Annotated in this window: 14 protein-coding genes, 1 tRNA gene and 1 pseudogene; 5 read left to right on the top strand and 11 right to left on the bottom strand. The window is 27.5% G+C overall.

Annotated elements, in window-relative coordinates:
* Window positions 1-192: 192 nt before the first annotated feature.
* Genes mnmE through tsaE form a run of 3 tightly spaced genes read right to left on the bottom strand, consistent with a single transcriptional unit; the run spans window position 193 to window position 3,015 of the window.
* Window positions 193-1,581, bottom strand: coding sequence for a tRNA uridine-5-carboxymethylaminomethyl(34) synthesis GTPase MnmE (gene mnmE / locus BPP43_RS03960; protein WP_015274245.1), 1,389 nt, complete (start codon window positions 1,579-1,581; stop codon window positions 193-195).
* A 19-nt stretch (window positions 1,582-1,600) separates the two neighbouring features.
* Entirely contained in the window at window positions 1,601-2,572 is a 972-nt protein-coding gene (locus tag BPP43_RS03955) for a hypothetical protein (protein WP_014935789.1), read from the bottom strand.
* Window positions 2,569-3,015 (bottom strand): tRNA (adenosine(37)-N6)-threonylcarbamoyltransferase complex ATPase subunit type 1 TsaE, encoded by a 447-nt coding sequence (gene tsaE / locus BPP43_RS03950; protein WP_013245098.1) that lies wholly within the window; start codon window positions 3,013-3,015, stop codon window positions 2,569-2,571. The genes BPP43_RS03955 and tsaE overlap by 4 nt, the downstream gene beginning before the upstream one ends.
* A 144-nt stretch (window positions 3,016-3,159) precedes the next feature.
* On the opposite strand from tsaE, the gene BPP43_RS03945 reads away from it, so the two are divergent.
* The gene (locus BPP43_RS03945) at window positions 3,160-3,846 is read left to right on the top strand and encodes a YggS family pyridoxal phosphate-dependent enzyme (protein WP_015274244.1); all 687 of its coding nucleotides are present in this window, start codon (window positions 3,160-3,162) and stop codon (window positions 3,844-3,846) included.
* 4 nt (window positions 3,847-3,850) lie between these two features.
* Here BPP43_RS03945 and BPP43_RS03940 read toward each other — a convergent pair whose 3' ends face one another.
* The 4 genes from BPP43_RS03940 to BPP43_RS03925 form a co-directional block, all read right to left on the bottom strand.
* The gene (locus BPP43_RS03940; RefSeq protein ID WP_015274243.1) at window positions 3,851-4,384 is read right to left on the bottom strand and encodes a hypothetical protein; all 534 of its coding nucleotides are present in this window, start codon (window positions 4,382-4,384) and stop codon (window positions 3,851-3,853) included.
* A gap of 401 nt (window positions 4,385-4,785) precedes the next feature.
* On the bottom strand, window positions 4,786-5,838 hold the full coding sequence (locus tag BPP43_RS03935) for an S-methyl-5-thioribose-1-phosphate isomerase (RefSeq protein ID WP_015274242.1): 1,053 nt from the start codon (window positions 5,836-5,838) through the stop codon (window positions 4,786-4,788).
* A 72-nt stretch (window positions 5,839-5,910) separates the two neighbouring features.
* Window positions 5,911-6,627: an RluA family pseudouridine synthase gene (locus BPP43_RS03930; RefSeq protein ID WP_015274241.1), complete on the bottom strand. Its 717-nt coding sequence runs from the start codon at window positions 6,625-6,627 to the stop codon at window positions 5,911-5,913.
* 23 nt (window positions 6,628-6,650) lie between these two features.
* A tRNA-Phe gene (locus BPP43_RS03925) sits at window positions 6,651-6,723 on the bottom strand.
* Between the two features lie 182 nt (window positions 6,724-6,905).
* Between BPP43_RS03925 and BPP43_RS03920 the strand changes: the two genes are divergently transcribed.
* The 3 genes and pseudogenes from BPP43_RS03920 to pta all read left to right on the top strand — a co-directional run bounded on the left by BPP43_RS03920 (window position 6,906) and on the right by pta (window position 11,480).
* Window positions 6,906-8,939, top strand: coding sequence for a GldG family protein (locus BPP43_RS03920; RefSeq protein WP_015274240.1), 2,034 nt, complete (start codon window positions 6,906-6,908; stop codon window positions 8,937-8,939).
* A pseudogene (gene radA, locus BPP43_RS03915) lies at window positions 8,923-10,303 on the top strand (DNA repair protein RadA). Before BPP43_RS03920 ends, radA begins: the two are co-directional and overlap by 17 nt.
* 175 nt (window positions 10,304-10,478) lie before the next feature.
* The gene (pta, locus tag BPP43_RS03910; RefSeq protein ID WP_013245105.1) at window positions 10,479-11,480 is read left to right on the top strand and encodes a phosphate acetyltransferase; all 1,002 of its coding nucleotides are present in this window, start codon (window positions 10,479-10,481) and stop codon (window positions 11,478-11,480) included.
* A gap of 84 nt (window positions 11,481-11,564) precedes the next feature.
* On the opposite strand, the gene BPP43_RS03905 is transcribed toward pta, so the two are convergent.
* The 3 genes from BPP43_RS03905 to BPP43_RS03895 form a co-directional block, all read right to left on the bottom strand.
* Window positions 11,565-13,022 (bottom strand): tol-pal system YbgF family protein, encoded by a 1,458-nt coding sequence (locus BPP43_RS03905; protein ID WP_015274239.1) that lies wholly within the window; start codon window positions 13,020-13,022, stop codon window positions 11,565-11,567.
* Between the two features lies 1 nt (window position 13,023).
* Entirely contained in the window at window positions 13,024-14,778 is a 1,755-nt protein-coding gene (ptsP, locus tag BPP43_RS03900; RefSeq protein ID WP_014935804.1) for a phosphoenolpyruvate--protein phosphotransferase, read from the bottom strand.
* An 82-nt stretch (window positions 14,779-14,860) separates the two neighbouring features.
* The gene (locus BPP43_RS03895) at window positions 14,861-15,574 is read right to left on the bottom strand and encodes a 5'-methylthioadenosine/adenosylhomocysteine nucleosidase (RefSeq protein ID WP_015274238.1); all 714 of its coding nucleotides are present in this window, start codon (window positions 15,572-15,574) and stop codon (window positions 14,861-14,863) included.
* A gap of 161 nt (window positions 15,575-15,735) precedes the next feature.
* Here BPP43_RS03895 and BPP43_RS03890 point away from each other — a divergent pair, with 161 nt between their 5' ends.
* Window positions 15,736-17,367: an FAD-binding protein gene (locus tag BPP43_RS03890; RefSeq protein WP_015274237.1), complete on the top strand. Its 1,632-nt coding sequence runs from the start codon at window positions 15,736-15,738 to the stop codon at window positions 17,365-17,367.
* Here the strand turns inward: BPP43_RS03890 and BPP43_RS03885 are convergent.
* Window positions 17,364-18,167, bottom strand: a complete 804-nt coding sequence (locus tag BPP43_RS03885; RefSeq protein WP_014935806.1) for a 5'-methylthioadenosine/adenosylhomocysteine nucleosidase — start codon at window positions 18,165-18,167, stop codon at window positions 17,364-17,366. The genes BPP43_RS03890 and BPP43_RS03885 overlap by 4 nt on opposite strands.
* Window positions 18,168-18,172 lie beyond the last annotated feature (5 nt).

Genomic DNA, 18,172 nt, shown 5'->3' with positions numbered 1-18,172 from the left:
AAAGAACTGCATTTTTACGAGGTATAGCCAAAACATATGGTATTATTTTTTAGATATAAAACTTAAATATTTACTCTTTAGCAAAATATATACGAATAACTGAAATAATTTGCACTTTTTGGTTCTTTTTGCGGCGGGAAAAAGAACAAGAAAAAATTGATATATTTCAAGAATATAATTCTTTTTATATTTCTATTTACCTATACAGAAATTCTCAAATATCTCGTTTATTATCTCTTCTGCTTCAATCTTTCCGCTTACATTGCCTAATATGTTGTTTAATATATTTATCTCTTCTGCTACTTCATCTAATAAATGATTATTATTTGACTTTTCTATGCATATGTTCAACTGCTCTATTGCTCTCTCTAAATATCCTCTCTCTCTATTGTTTACATAGCTTTCTTTATTAAAAATTGTTATATCAGAATCTTTTATATGATTTTTTAATGCCTCTATTAATTTCTCTTTTCCTTGTTTTGTTTTTGTGCTTATTTCAATTGCATTGTCTATTTTTTCGTTAAACTTTTTTTCTAAATCTATTTTGTTTAACACATAAATTATATTTTTATTTTTTAATTGTTGTAAAAACTCTATTAAATTAATATCATCATCATTAGCATTGTCATTATAATCAAAAACAGCAATTACAATATCAGCCTCATTAGCACATTTTTTAGCTCTCTCAATTCCTTCAAGTTCTATATCGTTATCAGCTTCTTTGTGAAATCCCGCAGTATCCATAAAATAAAATGGTATATTATCTATATAAATGTTTTCACTCAAAAAATCCCTAGTAGTACCAGCTATATTTGAAACTATTGCTCTTTCTTTATCTAATATCATATTAAATATGCTACTTTTTCCCGCATTAACTCGTCCTACTATTGATACTTTTATTCCGTTAATTAGATTTTCTACTCTCTTAGAATTATTTAAAATATTTTCTATATCTTTTTTTATTGTATAAAAGTTTTCTATTAGTTTGTCATAAGAAAAAGTTTCTGTATCATCTTCTGGAAAATCTAATTCTCCATAAATAAGCATAAGAGTATTTTTTACATTCTCTCTAAGTTTATCTATCTCTCTTGTAAGTCTTCCTCTAATTTTATAAATGCTTGCTTCAGCCATTAATCTGTTATTAGAATCTATTAAATCATGTATAGCTTCAGCCTCACTTATGCCAATTCTTCCATTGATATAAGCCCTATATGTAAACTCACCTCTATTTGCTTGCCTTGCTCCGTTTCTTATTATAAGGTTTATTAATGATTCTATAACAACTATGCTTCCATGACACATAAACTCTACAGTGTCTTCTGATGTAAATGTGTTTGGAGATAATGTTGTAAGTACTACAAGCTCATCTATAGGAGTATTGTTTTCATCTTTAATTAAAGCATAATAACTTTTTCTATGTTCAAATTTTGTAATGTTTTTATTTTCATTGTTGGCATAATAGCATATTTTTGAAGCAATTTTTATAGAATCTTTTCCAGACATTCTTATTAAAGCCAATGCACTTTTTGAATAGGGGGTTGCTAATGCTACTATAGTATCATCTAAATTATAATTAGACATAAATTAATTTCCCAATATATTAATGTTTTACTCTTTTTTTCTTTAATTTTTTATTTAGTTTTTTCTTTTCTTTTTCTTCTTTCTTTAAAGCTGTATGTAAGTTTCCGTTTGATAAAATATAGTTTTTACAGAAATTATAATCTTTTTCCATTAACTCTATATCTGCAGAAGCTTTTGCGAATTTTATTAAGTCGCCTTCAGTAAACATTTTTATTATGGCGTCGCTTTCTATAAAATTGATTTCTTTAAATAATTTAGATATTTCACTGGTTGTCATGTCTTCAATATTAAATCTAAATCTTTTTGTTAAATATCTTTTAAATATAAATGTTAATTCAAAATAATATTCAGCAAATTTATTTTCGTTATAGTAAATGTTGTAATCTATATTTTTTAGAGCATTAAGAGCTTCAGTATCTTCTTTTACTGTTAGTCTTTCATTAAACTTCTTCTCAATATATTTTGCTAAAAACAATACAGAGAATATTATTAAAACTATAATTATTAAAAGTGCTATTATAATAATCCATACATATAAAGGCATAGGAATACTAATGGCTTTTTTCATTGGAGGAAGAACATCTCCGTCAGAAAATGGATTAACCAATACATTAATGTCCTCACCATAAAGCTCTCTATATTCATTATTGTAATTATATGATATTTTAAAAGGAGATATTACAAACTGTCCAACATCATAAAAGCCTATATTGTATTTTATTATTCTTTCTTTAAAATTGCCTTTATTTTTATTTATATTCTCTACGCTTATTATTCTCGATTGTGAAACTCTATCATCAAAAGAAATATCCTGATAATTATAATCTATATCTTTTTTTGAAATTATATGCACTTCATAAGTAATGCTATCGCCTATAAATATATTTACAGATGATACACTAGTTTTTGTATAAACAATAGTATCATTGTCTACCGTTTTTGAACATGATAAGATTAATGTCGATATAAGCAATAACAATATTTTCTTCATTTAATTAAACTAATCCTATATAATCTGCTGTCATTATTAATCATTTCTATTTCAAATAAATAATACGGCTTGTCAAAATACTCTATAAACTTCTCTCCCCATTCTATCATAGTAATGCCGTCTTCTTTTATCTTATCTTTAAATCCAATATCATCAAGTTCTGCCACAGAAGAAAGTCTATAAAGATCAACATGGCGAAGTATAGTTTCTTTGTTATTTAATATAATATTATACTCATTTATTAAAGTAAAAGATGGGCTGCTTACTATGTCATCACTTTGAAGCAGTCTTGAAAGAAGTCTTACAAAAGTAGTTTTTCCAAAGCCCAAATCTCCATTCATTATAATTAAATCACCGTCTTTTAGCAATTCATATATATATTGAGCTACTTCTTCTATATTATCTATGGTAATATTATTATATTCTTTTAATATTTCTTTCATAATTTTTTTATTTGTTTGTATTTTTTAAAGAATATATATTATAGATTGTTATTTGTCAAATATAAATTAATTGATTATTATGTAAATATTATTTTTTAGTTGAAAGATTTTTTATTGATTTTATAATATTTAAGAGGTGTATTGATGGATAGAGATAGTATTAAAAATAAATATGATTCTATAATAGAAAATATAAATTCACTTAAAGATAAATATAATATAAATTATAATATAGATGTTGTAGCCGTTAGTAAATATTCTTCAATAGAAACTATAAAAGAGTTTTTGTCTTTGAATATCAATTTACCATTAGGAGAATCTAAGGCACAGAGTTTAAGGGATAGGGCAGAGGAGCTTAACAAAAATTATAATAATATAATTTGGCACTTTATAGGAAGAATACAATCAAACAAAGTAAAATATATAGTAAAATATGCTGATTTAATACAAAGTGTTGACAGTATTGAAATTGCTGAATATATAAACAAAGAAGCTATAAAAAACAACAAAGTTCAAGATATATTGCTGCAATTTAATATAAGCAATGAAGAGCAAAAAGGCGGATTTAATTTATCTGATTATAATATGGTATATGATAAAATAAAAAACTTACCAAATGTTAATATAAAAGGACTTATGGGAATATCATTAAAAGTTGATAATGATTTTGAGATAGAAAAAGAGTTTGAATCTTTAAATGAAGTTTTTATAAAGTTGAAAGATGAAAACATTTCAATACTTTCAATGGGCATGACCAACGATTATCATTTAGCTATAAAGCATGGTGCTAATATGATTAGAATAGGAAGCGGTTTTTTAGGATACTCTTAATTTTTTATTGGAATCTTCTGTCTCTATTTATTGTGATTAAATAATTCCAAACATAATAAAATATAGTATCTTCTGTATTGAAATGAGTTACTGCTTCATCTTGTTTTAATTTGTACATAGAGTTTGAAAATGCTTCATCTTGCTCAAGTTCTTTTATTTTTAATGACAAATTATCTGTGTGAGTTTTTACTTTTGACATTAATTCTATAGGCAATGCCCTTTCATAGTTTCTGCTTGTTAGAGTTTCTAATGCATATTCAATTCTATCTGGAGTTAATCTTGAAGCTATTTCTTTTTCATCTTCATTTTCTTTATTTATAGTATTACTAGCCCAAGTATCAAACTCATCAATCCACATTTTGTATTCATTAGAATATTTTGATGAAGTTAATAGATAATCATCTCTTACTTCTTTAGGCAATATATTTAAAAAGTTTTTATATCTTTGCTCCATAGCATATATAGAACCGCCCTCATTTTTACAAGAGATAGCGAATATTGATATTAAAGTTATTATACAAAAAATTATTTTTTTCATTTAGAAATCCATTTATTTTAATTGCTTTATTATAATATAGTTAAACAAAAAATTCAAATGTTTAATAAAATATACTGAAATAAATATGTTTTGTCAATGTATACTAAAAAATTTAAGTTTGTCAAAAATTATATTTTTAAGTTTAAAATATTTGCAGGGCCTTGCCCCGCACCCCAGTTCTTTTGTTGGCACAAAGAACCAAAAAGACTGCTTTTTAAACTAAAATTTAGGTTTTATGCTATAATTTGATATATATTCTAACATATAGGATAAAATATTTGTACTTTTTGCGGCGAGAAAAAGTTGATGGTATAATTGTAAAAATTATTTTATTTTAATAAAAGCAAATACGCAACAAATAAAAAATTAAAAAAATCTTTTTGATAAATTTTTAAATTACATCAATAGAAATCTCTAGTCTCTGTTTCAAAATATTCTTCTAAGTTGTATGGAGAATATATTCCTTTATCTGTAACAACGGCACTTATTAGTTTTGGAGGAGTAACATCAAAAGAAGGGTATATTCCTTTAACTCCTTTTAATGTATTAGGTATTCCTCTGTATGATAAAACAAGTTCTGGATCTCTCTCTTCTATCACTATATCAGAGCCTTTGTTTTTGTCTTTGTCTGGTATTCCTGTAACATAATAAGGAATTTCAAATTTGTCTGCCAATATTGCAGCTTGAAGAGTTCCTATTTTGTTTGCAATATATCCGTCTCTTGTGATGGTGTCAGCAGCCGAAGTAAATATATTTATAGCACCTTTTTGCATAACATACGCTGCCATATTATCTGTAATAACTGTTACATCTATACCGCTTTCATAAAAACAAGAAGAAGTAAGCCTTGCCCCTTGAAAGTATGGACGAGTCTCTAAACAATATGCTTTAAAAGTTTTATTTTCTTTTTTAGCAGCCCTGCACATCATTGCTACTATAGTCTCTCCAAAACATTGAGTTAATATAGAAGAATTGTTTTCTACAAGTTTTATTAAGTATGTTCCAACTTCTTCCATAATAGAATATCTTCTGTTTAGAGATTCTATTGCATTATTAAAAATAGCTTCTACTGGGCTTTTACCTTCTTTTAATGCTTTTTTAGCAGCTTCTAATGCAGATTCTGTTATAATTTTATATCTGTTTGCAGTTGTAGGTCTAGAGTTTGCAAGTACATTAGAAGCTTCTGTTAAAAACTCGATTTGTTCTTTTTCGGTTTTCTTTTCAACTTCACTTGCAGCCAAAGCCATACCCATAGCACAAGCCGTATAAGGACCAGCACTTTGAGTAACCATGTTGTATATAGCCTCAGCAACTTCTCTGTAATTATAACATTCAACAAAACTAATTTCTGTAGGGTATATTCTTCTATCTAATATTCTTACTTTTTTGTTTTCATACCAAGCAACATTTTCGTATCTCAACAAAAAAGGTAAATCATAATCTTTTCTTTCCATTTGTTGTAGTCCATAATAGTTTTTATATATATATTTTATCGTAAAATATAAAAATTATCTATATTGTTTTTATTAATTATTAAAAATATTCCAAGGGTTATAATCTGGCAAATTAGCTTCAATAAATATTTCTTCGTTTTTTGTAGGGTGAGGGAATTTAATGCTTTTGGAAAACAAAGCTAAAGGCACATCATCTCTGTCATATTTTATGTATGAACCATATTTTCTGTCGCCATATATAGCATGCCCAAGATTTGAAAGCTGTACCCTTATTTGATGAAATCTTCCTGTCTCAAGTTCTATTTTTAAAAGACTTAAATTTTTAATATTATCCTCTTTTAATACTTTATAATGAAGAATAGCTTTTTTAGCATTCTTAGTATTTTCAAAAACAACCATAGCAATGTTTCCAAGTTTGTTTGTTTTTTTTATGAGATAATTTTCTAGAGTATTTTCTTTTTCTAATAATATCCCTTTTACTACGCAGTAATAAGTCTTTTGAAAGTTTCTGTTTCTTATAGCTTCGCTTAATCTTGATGCTGCTTTAGATGTTTTAGCAAATACCATAACACCAGATACAGGTCTATCGAGTCTATGCACTAAACCCAAAAAAACATTACCTTGTTTATTGTATTTCAATTTGATGTAGTCTTTTATATTTTCAAAGAAAGATGTATCGCCTGTATTATCTGCTTGAGTTGGAATGTTAGGCGGTTTTACAGCTACTATAATATGATTGTCTTCGTATAGTGGATTTATAAAGTTTGTAATTTGTTCTAAGTTGTTCATATGGATTTTTATGTAAGGAAATGTGCCGAGTCAGGGAATCGAACCCTAGACACAAGGATTTTCAGTCCTTTGCTCTACCTACTGAGCTAACTCGGCAAGTGAAAATTAGTATAACATACGATAAAAAAAAGTCAACACATTTTTTTAAATTTTATTTTGTTTATTAAATATATTAACTTTATTACAAAAAAATAAAACAACTGTTTTTTAAGTAAATACACTTTGACAAATATAATTATTGCTTATATAATGCATATTATTTTAAAAATGGGATAGCTATGACTAAAAGAAAAGATAGAATAATAACTTTTATTTTTGTACTTGTGATTATTGTTTTAATAAATGCTATAGTTAATCAATTTACGCCTTTTATAGATTTAACTAAAGATAAAGTTTATTCTTTAAGCAGCGGAAGTAAATCTTTAGTTAAGAGTTTAAAAGAGCCTTTAAGCGTGAAGTTTTTTTTAACACCCAATTTACCGCCTCCTTTTTCAACATACGAAAAATATATAAAAGATTTATTTGCAGAATATAAATCAGCAGCAGGAAAAAATATAAGCTTTGAAATAATAGACGCCTCTACAAATACAACAATGGCTAATCAATACGGAATTACTTCTACTCAAATAAATGTATTAGAAAAAGACCAAACAAGCAGTAAAATAGCATATATGGGCTTAGCTTTTATATATGGTGATTCTATAGAGTCTATACCTTTTGTAAGGTCTACCGAAGGTTTAGAATATAATATTGATACAATTATAAGAAAGTTAATTGATAAAAATGATAAATTAAGCAGATTAGAAAATAATTTAAATGTTTATTATATATCTTCTCCGGAAGTTTATGAGCTTTTACCTATAGGAGCAATAGAGTTAATACCAGACAGTATAATGCAGGCTGTAACAGAAGCTAATAAAAACTTAATGAATAAAGTAGTATTTACTCATGTTGATATGTCTAGTAAGAATCAGGAAAATGAAGATATAATAAAAAAACTTAATATTAAAAAATTAGAATGGCAGGATATAAAAGATAATGACGGTGCTATTATAGTTCCAAAAGGAAGCGGATATTTTTCTTTAGTTTTAGAAAATGGTGATGATGTATTAGAGCTTTCTACTTCTTCAATATTATACGGAGATTTTGCAGGCATCACAGATGAGATTTCTAAAGGCATAGACAGCATGCTTGGATTAAAGGCTAATATTGGTTATATAGAAGGACATAATGAACCTAATACTATAGATATACCAGTTCAATATGGTGGAAATCCTAATGATGCTTATATTAGTGCTAGCAGATATGCATCAGAGATTGAAGCTAATTATAATTTTCAGCCTCTAAATTTAGATACACAAGACATTCCTTCTACAATGGACGCTTTAGTAGTTTTAGGAAGTTTAACTCCTTTTAGTGATGCTGAATTATATAAGTTAGACCAATTTATAATGAGCGGTAAGCCTGTATTATTTATGCTTAATGGAGCTCATATAGATGAAAATGACCCTAATGCACAAATGTACGGACCTCGTTTAACTCCTGTTACTAATAGATTAAATGAAATACTTCCAAGTTATGGACTTTCTATAGCTACAAATATGATATTTGATGATAATGCTTATAGAGCACAATTACAAGAGGGTATGCCTGAGCAGAAATTATATTATATACCTCTTATAATGCCTGAAAATATTAATTCAAAAGCTGATATAACAAAGAGTATTAATTTAATGCTTGCTCCTTTATCTAGTGAAATATTAATTAGCAGTAATGATGCTAAAATTACACCATTATTTTATTCTAGCGATAAGAGTTGGGTAGAAACTAATGAATTAACTTCGTCTATGAATGGCATGCCAAAAGACAGTAATTTACTTTCTAAAAGACTTATAGCAGCAATTTCTCAAGGAAGTATGACTAGTGCTTTTGATGGTAAAGATATTCCTATTAACTCTACAAATATAAATATAGCAAATGTTAATAGATTAAACTCCACAACAAGCGGAAGGGTTATAGTTGTTGGTTCGCCTGATATGGCTAGAAATAGCGGTTTTGATGCTAATAAAATTTTCTTAATGAATATGATTGATTATATGGTGGGGGACACTGCTCTTATGGATATAAGAAGAAAAGGTGCTATATTTAACCCGCCTTATCAAGTACCAGAAAGCATAAAGATGGCTGTGAGATTTATTAATATAGTAATTGTTCCTTTGATTGTTATATTATTTGGTGTAATGTTGTGGCGTAGAGATAAAAACAGAAGAAAGAAAATATTTGAGAAATTTAATAATGGCGAAGAAAACTAATACAGTATTTGTTTGTGAAAATTGCGGAGAGAGCACTATAAATTGGATGGGTAAATGCCCTTCATGCGGCTCTTGGAATAGCTTAAAGCCTTTTACAGAACCTGAAGAAAGCAAGATAAAAACAGTAAAAAATGCACTCTCTACAGACAAAGCACAATTAACTTCAATAAAAAAAATTAAAACTTCTGATAGTATAAGAACATCAACTAATATAGATGAACTTAATAGGGTGTTGGGCGGCGGTATTGTATCTGGCAGTGTGATACTTATAGGTGGAGAACCAGGAATTGGTAAGTCAACACTCCTTTTACAAGTAGCTTCAAATATTGACTAAAAAAGAGAAAGTTTATTATTTCACAGGAGAGGAATCTCTTGAGCAGATAAAATTAAGAGCAGATAGGCTTTCATTAGAAGATTCTGATTTTTTAATATCATCAGAGTCAAATTGCGACAATATAATAAATACTCTTTTAGATGAACCTCCAGCACTTGCTATAATAGACTCTATTCAAACAATATATAGCCCTTCTACAAATAGCATTGCAGGCTCTCCTGCACAAATAAAAAACTGTGCTTGGGCATTAATGCAAACAGCAAAACTAAAAAACATAACAATATTTTTGGTAGGTCATATTACAAAAGAAGGCACTATAGCAGGACCTAAAATATTAGAGCATATTGTAGACTGTGTATTATATTTTGAAGGTGATGATAAGGGTATATATAGAATATTAAGAGCTGTAAAAAATCGTTATGGGGCAGTTGATGAAGTTGGAATATTTGAGATGGTAGAAAATGGGCTTATGGAAGTAAAAGACCCTTCAAGAGTTTTTACTCGTTCTCTCAATGAAGCTGTATTTGCTGGAAGTGTGATAACTCCTGTAATAGAAGGAAGCAGGGTTTTTTGTGTAGAGCAAGAGGCTTTGGTTGGAAGCAGTGCTTTTGGTTATCCTAGAAGGCTTACTATAGGTTATGACCAATACAGGCTTCTTATTATTATTGCTATATTAGAAAAAAGATGTCATATAAATCTTTCTAATCAAGATGTTTATATTAATATTGCAAATGGTCTTAATGTTAAAGAGACTGCTAGTGATATTTCTATTGCTATGGCTATAGTATCGAGTATGTATGGAATATCTATTCAGAGAACTACTGCTTATATTGGAGAATTGGGGCTTTCTGGTGAGGTGAGACCTGTTAGGTTTATTGAAAGGCGTATAAAAGAGATGAAAAAATTCTCTCTTAAAGAAGTTTATATTTCAAAAAGAGCTGTAAAAGAATTAAGCAAATCAATAGAAGGCGTTAAGATTATAGGTATAGACCATATTTCTGAAGCTATAAAAATGCTTGGCGTGTCATAAATAGTTCAATATATTTTTTTAGTATTTGTGAAAAAGCTATACAATAATATTTTAAAAAAATACTGTAGTTTATAATTTAATATATATTTAAAATATTCTAAATATAATTGTTTGCAAAATAATCATTTATGCATTAGAATATTACAAATTAATTTTTATTAAGAGGTGTTTTATTATGGCATCATTTATGGATAGTTTAAGAGAAAAGGTTAAGGCTAATCCTAAAAGCATAGTTTTAGCAGAGGGGTATGATGAAAGACATGTTAAGGCTGCTGTCATACTAAAAAAAGAAGGTTTAGCAAAAGATGTTATCTTAATAGGAGACAAAGCTAAAGTAGAGGCTTTAGCAAGAGAAAATTCACTTGTATTAGGAGATAGTTTTGCTAGAGTATTCGACCCTAAAACAGAATCTAAAACAGAAAACTATATAGAATTATTATTTAAAGCTAGAGAGAAAAAAGGAATGACTAGAGACCAAGCTAAAGAGCTTATAGTTTATAATTCTGTATATACTGGTGCTGCTATTTTAGCTGACGGCGGAGCTGATGGTATGGTTGGAGGGGCAGTATATGCTACAGGTGAGATGCTTAGAGCTGCTTTATTTTTAATTGGATTAAAACCAGGAATTAAAACTTTATCTTCTACATTCTTTGTAGAGAGTCCTGATAAGGCTTTATTTGATGATGGTATGGCTTGTTTTGCTGATTGTGCTGTTATACCTGATCCTACTTCTGAACAGCTTGCTGATATTGCTGAGTCTACTGCTGATTCTTTTAGAAAAATGACTGGTAAAGACCCTAGAGTTGCATTCTTATCTTTCTCTACTAAAGGTTCTGCAAGTCATGAATCTGTTGATAAAGTGATAGAAGCTAAAAAAATATTAGATTCAAGAAATGTTAATTTTGTTTATGACGGTGAGCTTCAATTTGATGCTGCTATAGTTCCAAAAGTAGGAGAACAAAAAGCACCTAACTCTAAAGTTAAAGGTAATGCTAATGTACTTATATTCCCTAATTTGAATGCTGGTAATATTGGTTATAAAATTGCTCAGAGAGTTGGTAAATGTACTGCTATTGGTCCTATGCTTCAAGGTATTGCTAAACCTGCTAATGACCTTTCAAGAGGCTGTTCTGCTCAAGATATTGCTGACTTAGTAGTTTTAACTTCTTTGCAATAATTTAATTATTTAATTTAATAACAAGAAAGCCCCTTAAAATATTTTAAGAGGCTTTTTTATTTCTTTTTCTATTATATTATTATTTTAATCTACGCTATATTCTGCTTCACTGTCTCCGCTTATAACAAATCTATACGGATTAGTTGGCATTATTTTTACTAAATAGTTATATAAAAGTGTTGAGCTTTGTAATACGGATGTGTTGGTATTATAATAAAAATACTTTGGATATTCTAAAACATAATCATAATAAAGACTGTCTTTAGAGCTTACAATTTCGCCTATTTTGTTATTAACTTTCCAGAGGAAATATACTGATTTATCTGTAAAATAATTTGTAGTTTTTTGATTTAATATATAAGAGAAATAATTTGCAGATTTTAAATAATCATAATTCTTATAATAATTCATAGCTGACTTATAATGTTCAAATACATCTTTTACTGGTTCTATATCATTAGTCATATATCTAGAATAGCTCCAGCCAATTATAGGACCATAGTATGTATCATATCTCACTAAAGACCAATCCTCATTTTCTCTCTCTTTGTTATTATATACATTTGTTTTATTTAATACAGTAACAAAGTCATAGTTTTGCATTACATATAATTCTGTCTCTTTTCCTATACTAATAGCAGGTATTCTGTCTCTTATAATAATGCCATTTCCTCTTATATAATAATCTTCATTTAATACAGGTTTAATTGCCTCTATTCTATCTTTAATAGTTTTCATTGTTTTATCATATTCTGTTTTTTCATTTCCAGTTAATTCAAAAGGAAGCACATCTGGAAAATATGATTTATTATTTAATATGTTCTCTTGAAGTATGCTTGTTCTATATCTATCTGAAAATCTTTTTAGATAATTTACATTGCTTAAATATTTTTCTTTATCTTCTGCAGATGATATTGTTTGAAATCTATGACGCATTCCAAAGTAGTAGGCAAAATCTTTGAGCGGAAATACGCTTTCACTATCTGCAACTATTCTGTCGAATATAGCCCCGTTAAATGTATAAACATTATCTTTAATTTTTATTCCTAATTGATTATAAATATTTAATAATTCTTTACTTCTATTTGTAGTTGCAGTATTAACATTAGTATTAGCAGAGTTTTCTTCTCCCTCTACAATTCCTTCAGATATTAGTTTATTGTAAAAAGCGTCCATATAAAGCGGGTCATTTTCTACCATATAAATTAAAGCTTGACCAAGTAAATATGAAGCCTCACTTTGATAATAACTTGAAGGATATGTAAACAAAAATCTAGCTAAAGTTTCAAAACCATCTTTATAGTTTGATGATAATATTTGGTCTCTTCCTTTTAAGAAGGTTGTTAATTCATTGTATGGTGTTTGTGCATTCAGTTCTTCTTTTTTTGGAAGGGATTTTAAAAATTCGCTCAAAGCACCATTATCTTCTGTATTTTCTATTGTTTTTAATTTTTGAAATTCACTTATAGAATCTTTAACTTTACAAGATGTTAAAGAAGAAATTATTAATGCAATAATTAAAATATTTTTTATAGTGTTCATCTTATACCTTTTGAGTTTTTAGTTTCTTTATAAAACTTTCTAAAATTGATTTAGAAAAATCATTGTTCTTATTTTTAAGCATGCTATCAACTAATTTTTCGCACTCTTCTATAGATACAGACCTTATTATATTTTTTACTTCCGCTATAGAAGTTACAGACATAGATAATTCTCTAATACCAAGACCAAGCAGAATAGGAGTATACTTTGGAACACCTCCCATCTCTCCGCATAAAGTTACAAGTTTATTATTATCATTTGCTGTTTTTATAATCTGCTTTAATATTCTTAAAACAGATATATCAATAGGGTTGTAAAGATAAGTTAATTTTTCATTTGTTCTATCGCATGCCAATACATATTGTATTAAGTCATTAGAACCTATGGAAATAAAGTCAGTTTCTTCTATTAGTAAGTCTATAATAATTGCTGCGGAAGGTGTTTCTATTAAGGCTCCTATTTTTATATTATCATTATATGCTATATTTTCTTTTTTTAATTCTTCTTTTGTTTCATTAATGAATTTTTTAGCCTCTAAAAACTCTTCTAAAGTGCTTATCATAGGTATCATTATTTCTATGTTTCCATATACAGAAGCTCTCAATAATGCCCTTATTTGATTTTTAAATATTCTCTTATTTGATAAACAAAATCTTATAGCACGCCAGCCTAAAAATGGATTATCTTCTTTTATATTAATAACTCCAAGAGAAGGAGCCATTTTATCTCCGCCAATATCTAATGTTCTTATTATCACTTTACCATTTGCAGATGAAGCTATTTTTTTGTATACATTAAATTGTCTCTCTTCTGTTGGTAAAGCACAAGTGTTGCCGTCATCAGAGTAGATATATAAAAACTCTGTTCTATAAAGACCTATAGAATCTATACCATATTTTATAACGCTTTCCATTTCTTCTGGTATATCTATATTGGCATTTATTTTTATTTCTACATTATCTTTTGTTAGAGCTTTTTCTTTGGCATCTTTAATAGATTGCTCTTTATATTTTTTTAGATTTTCAGATAATAAAGTATAATTATGAGTATCTTTCTCATTTGGATTTAATATTACAATATCACTTCTGCAATCTATTATAATTTTTCTATCGTTTTTAGCTCTGTTAGTAATATTTTCTACATTAAAAATAGTAGGTATTCCAAAAGATTTTGCAAGTATAGCAGCATGAGAAGTATATCCTCCTCCTTCAACTATAAATCCTCCAACACCTATGCTGTTAAACTTTAATACATCGCTTGGTGTTAGTGTTTTAGATATTACTATACAATCTTTTGGTATAGAAAAAGTGCTTTCTTTACTTGGATTAAGTAAATTTCTTATTACTCGTCCCTTTATGTCTATTATATCGCTAGCTCTCTCTGAAAGCATTTGATTATTAAAAGCAGATATTCTATCAAAATATTCTGTTATCACACTATCATATACATATTCAACATTTAATAATTTTTCTTTTACTTCATCTTTTACCTGTTTTATTATTACAGGGTCTTGTATAAGCAAAATATGCATAGATAATATATTTTTTAACTTATTATCTACATTATTTATTAAATATTCTATTTGATTTTTTGATTGTTCTATTGCTTTATCTAATCTTATATATTCTTCTTCAACATCTTCTTTTTCTATATTATACATTGGGGTTATTAATGAATTAAGATATAGGAATGAATCTCCTATAGATACATAATCGCCAATACCGTTTCCTTTTAGTATAGTTCTTTTATCAGGCATAATCTCCCCAATATTATGTTAATTTAATTTTGTAATTATAATATATATGCAAATATTTTCAATAGTAACCAAAAAATAATTATCAAATATTATTTAGCATTTCTATTACTATTTTTTTTGAGTTTTCTGCTGCTTTTGCTACGAATTTTGGAAAATCTACTACAGCATCACTATCAGCTTTATCAGACAATGAACGTATTACAACAAAAGGAACCTTAAACATCAAAGCAGCATGTGCAACTGAAGCTCCTTCCATTTCTATAGCACCAGCTTTGAATTTATTATGTATTTGTTTTACTTTATTATTATCTCCTACAAATTGGTCGCCTGTAGCAATAGTATCAATATAAACTTTATTGTCTGTTATAACTTTTTGAGCTGAAGCTTTTGCTAGTTCTATTAAAGATTTATCAGCAGGGTAGTAGTTTTTATCATAGCCTTTAACTAATACAGTAAGTTCATCTCCATCTAATGCACTTGTATCAAAATCATGTTCTATTAAATCTTTTGAAATAACTATATCAGATATATCATAATCAGGGTTTCCAGATCCAGCAACACCTGTAAATATTATTTTTTCTGCATTGAATTTTTCTATAGCAATAGTTGTGGCAATAGCAGCATTAACTTTACCTATACCAGATTTTAAAAGCACTATATTTTTACCACATAAAGTTCCTATATAATAAGTAATATTAGCTATTTCAATTTCTTCTATATTTTCAATCATGTTTTTAAAATTATCAATCTCACAGTCCATAGCACCGATTATTGCGATTCTTTTTATTTCAGACATAATATAATTTTTCTCCTTAAAAAGTATAATAATTGAAAACTATTATATATTAAAACTATATTTTTATAAACTTCTTAATTTAACTTTTTTATAATATTGTAATGGATTAATAAAATGTTAAAATATATTTAATAAATTTTTATTATAAAGAGAAAAATATAATGGATATATATAAACAAACAGATGTGTTAATTGTTGGTGCTGGAATAGCGGGACTTATTGCTGCAGAAAGAGCTGTTAATATTTTTAAAAATTTATGTATTGTAACTACTGGAAAAATTTGCACAGGTGCTTCATATTTTCCATTGAAGGCCACTTTAGGAATACAGGCTACAAAAGATAAAAATGATTATGATAAATATTATGAAGATATAATTAATATGGGAAAGGGAGTTGAAAATCCTGAGTTAATAAAAACTTATATATACAATATTAAAAAAGATATTTATTTATTAAAAAGAATAGGATTTAAACCTTGGCTTAGAAAAGATTCAAGAGCTGCATGTTTTGCAAAATATTCAAGAGATGTTTTTTTGATTAATAATTGGAATGATGCAAGAAAAAGAGCAAAAAAGGTATTTAGAAAAAATAAAAGATTAAAAATATTTGAAGAAAGCACTTTATTAAAAATAATGAAAGATGGTGATAAAGTTGTAGGAGCGGTGTTTCAAAATAAAGACAAATTCTTTTTTATAAAATCAAAGGTGATAATATTAGCTACGGGAGGAGTTGCTGGAAATTATAAAAATAGTTTATATCCAAAAAATATTAATGGAGTAGGTAATGTTGTTGCGTTAGATGCTGGGGCAGTTGCTCAAAATATGGAGTTTATACAATTTATACCGGCATATTTAAAGCCAAAATATAATGTATTGTTTGGAGAGCATACATTAAAATATTGTATAGGTATGTATGATTTAAAAAATCAATTACTTTTAGATGGTATACAAAACGAAGAAACTAAAAGATTATGGATAGAGAGGAGTACTTATGCTCCTTTTAGTAATGATTTTGAAAGCAGAGAAATAGATTTAAAAATATCTTCTGAAGGCGTTAAATTAAAATATTCAGAAGATTTATACAAAGATAAAGAGGAGTTTTACACTGTATATTTAAATTGGCTTAAAAAAGAAATAGGAATAGATTTATTGAAAGATGAAACTGTTATTACTCATTTTGCTCATAGCTGTAACGGCGGAATAAAAATAGACAGCAATGCATTTACAGGTGTTAAAGGGCTTTATGCTATAGGTGAGTTATCGTCTGCTATAGAGGGAGCTAATAGGCTTGGAGGTAATTCTGTTGGAGGGGCTTTAGTATTTGGAAATAATGCTGTTAAAAATGCTTTTGAATATATTAAAAATACAAACTTTGATGATTCTAATAATATAAAATTAAATAATATAGAAAAAGAATTTAATGATTGGGTTAATGAGATTTCAAAAGATGATAAAGAGAATAATTTTACAAGAAATGAAGTTTTAATAAAAATAAGAAATTTAGTAAGCGAGAATCTATCTGTTGTAAGAAGCAAAGAAAAAATAGAATTGCTTCTTAATGAACTTAATAATATAAGAAGTAATTATAGTATAAAAGAAAATATAAAAAATGGTTCTATAGAAATTTATTTGATTATTGAAAGCATAAAAATAATGGCTTTAAGTATGCTTGAGAGAGAAGAAAGCAGGGGTGCTCACTATAGAGAAGATTTTAAATACTCAGATGATAAAGTATATAAACTTCAGGTAAAACGAGAAAACAATAAAATTATAATAAATAAAATATATAATTAATTCATATTGTTTATCATTTCAGAGACAATTTTAGCAGAATTATCAGAAGCCTGTATAACAAACTTTGGATAATCCACTTCTGCATCACTGTCAGCTTTATCAGATAATGAGCGTATAACAACAAAAGGTATTTTATACATTAAAGCAGTATGAGCGACAGAAGCTCCTTCCATTTCTATAGCACCAGCTTTGAATTTATCATGTATTTGTTTAACTTTTTCATTATTGCCTACAAATTGGTCTCCAGTAGCTATTGTATCAACATATACTTTACTATTTGTTATCACTTTTTCTGCTGAAGATTTTGCAAGCTCTATTAATGCTTCATCAGCCGGATAATAATTATCGTTATATCCTTCAACTAATACAGTAATATCGTCTCCGTCTATATCGCTTGTATCAAAATCATGTTCAATTAAGTTTTTTGAAATTACTATATCAGCTATGTTGTAATTAGGATTTCCAGAACCTGCAACACCTGTAAATATTATTTTTTCAATATTAAATTTTTCTATAGCTATAGTTGTAGCAACAGCAGCATTAACTTTACCAACACCAGATTTTAATAATACCACATCTTTTCCATGTAATTTACCTTTATAGTATGTTATGCCTGCAATTTTTATTTCTTCTGTATTTTCAAGCATGCTTTTAAGATTAGCGATTTCTGAGTCCATAGCACCTATTATTGCAATTCTTTTAGGTTCTATATTTTCTGTTTTTTTACAATTTAGCATTGTTAAAGAGAGTATTATTATAGATGTTATAATTAATATATGTTTTGTTATTTTTTTAAACATTTTGA

The organism is Brachyspira pilosicoli P43/6/78 (assembly GCF_000325665.1).
Lineage (GTDB): Bacteria > Spirochaetota > Brachyspiria > Brachyspirales > Brachyspiraceae > Brachyspira > Brachyspira pilosicoli.
This window is presented reverse-complemented; position numbering and strand designations above follow the sequence as displayed.

Coding starts and splice junctions, on each gene's coding strand:
- BPP43_RS03955 (WP_014935789.1), bottom strand. CDS start 2,572: ATGAAGAAAATATTGTTATTGCTTATATCGACATTAATCTTATCATGT.
- BPP43_RS03905 (WP_015274239.1), bottom strand. CDS start 13,022: ATGAACACTATAAAAAATATTTTAATTATTGCATTAATAATTTCTTCT.
- BPP43_RS03920 (WP_015274240.1), top strand. CDS start 6,906: ATGACTAAAAGAAAAGATAGAATAATAACTTTTATTTTTGTACTTGTG.
- BPP43_RS03935 (WP_015274242.1), bottom strand. CDS start 5,838: ATGGAAAGAAAAGATTATGATTTACCTTTTTTGTTGAGATACGAAAAT.
- BPP43_RS03930 (WP_015274241.1), bottom strand. CDS start 6,627: ATGAACAACTTAGAACAAATTACAAACTTTATAAATCCACTATACGAA.
- mnmE (WP_015274245.1), bottom strand. CDS start 1,581: ATGTCTAATTATAATTTAGATGATACTATAGTAGCATTAGCAACCCCC.
- BPP43_RS03895 (WP_015274238.1), bottom strand. CDS start 15,574: ATGTCTGAAATAAAAAGAATCGCAATAATCGGTGCTATGGACTGTGAG.
- pta (WP_013245105.1), top strand. CDS start 10,479: ATGGCATCATTTATGGATAGTTTAAGAGAAAAGGTTAAGGCTAATCCT.
- BPP43_RS03945 (WP_015274244.1), top strand. CDS start 3,160: ATGGATAGAGATAGTATTAAAAATAAATATGATTCTATAATAGAAAAT.
- BPP43_RS03940 (WP_015274243.1), bottom strand. CDS start 4,384: ATGAAAAAAATAATTTTTTGTATAATAACTTTAATATCAATATTCGCT.
- ptsP (WP_014935804.1), bottom strand. CDS start 14,778: ATGCCTGATAAAAGAACTATACTAAAAGGAAACGGTATTGGCGATTAT.
- BPP43_RS03890 (WP_015274237.1), top strand. CDS start 15,736: ATGGATATATATAAACAAACAGATGTGTTAATTGTTGGTGCTGGAATA.
- BPP43_RS03885 (WP_014935806.1), bottom strand. CDS start 18,167: ATGTTTAAAAAAATAACAAAACATATATTAATTATAACATCTATAATA.
- tsaE (WP_013245098.1), bottom strand. CDS start 3,015: ATGAAAGAAATATTAAAAGAATATAATAATATTACCATAGATAATATA.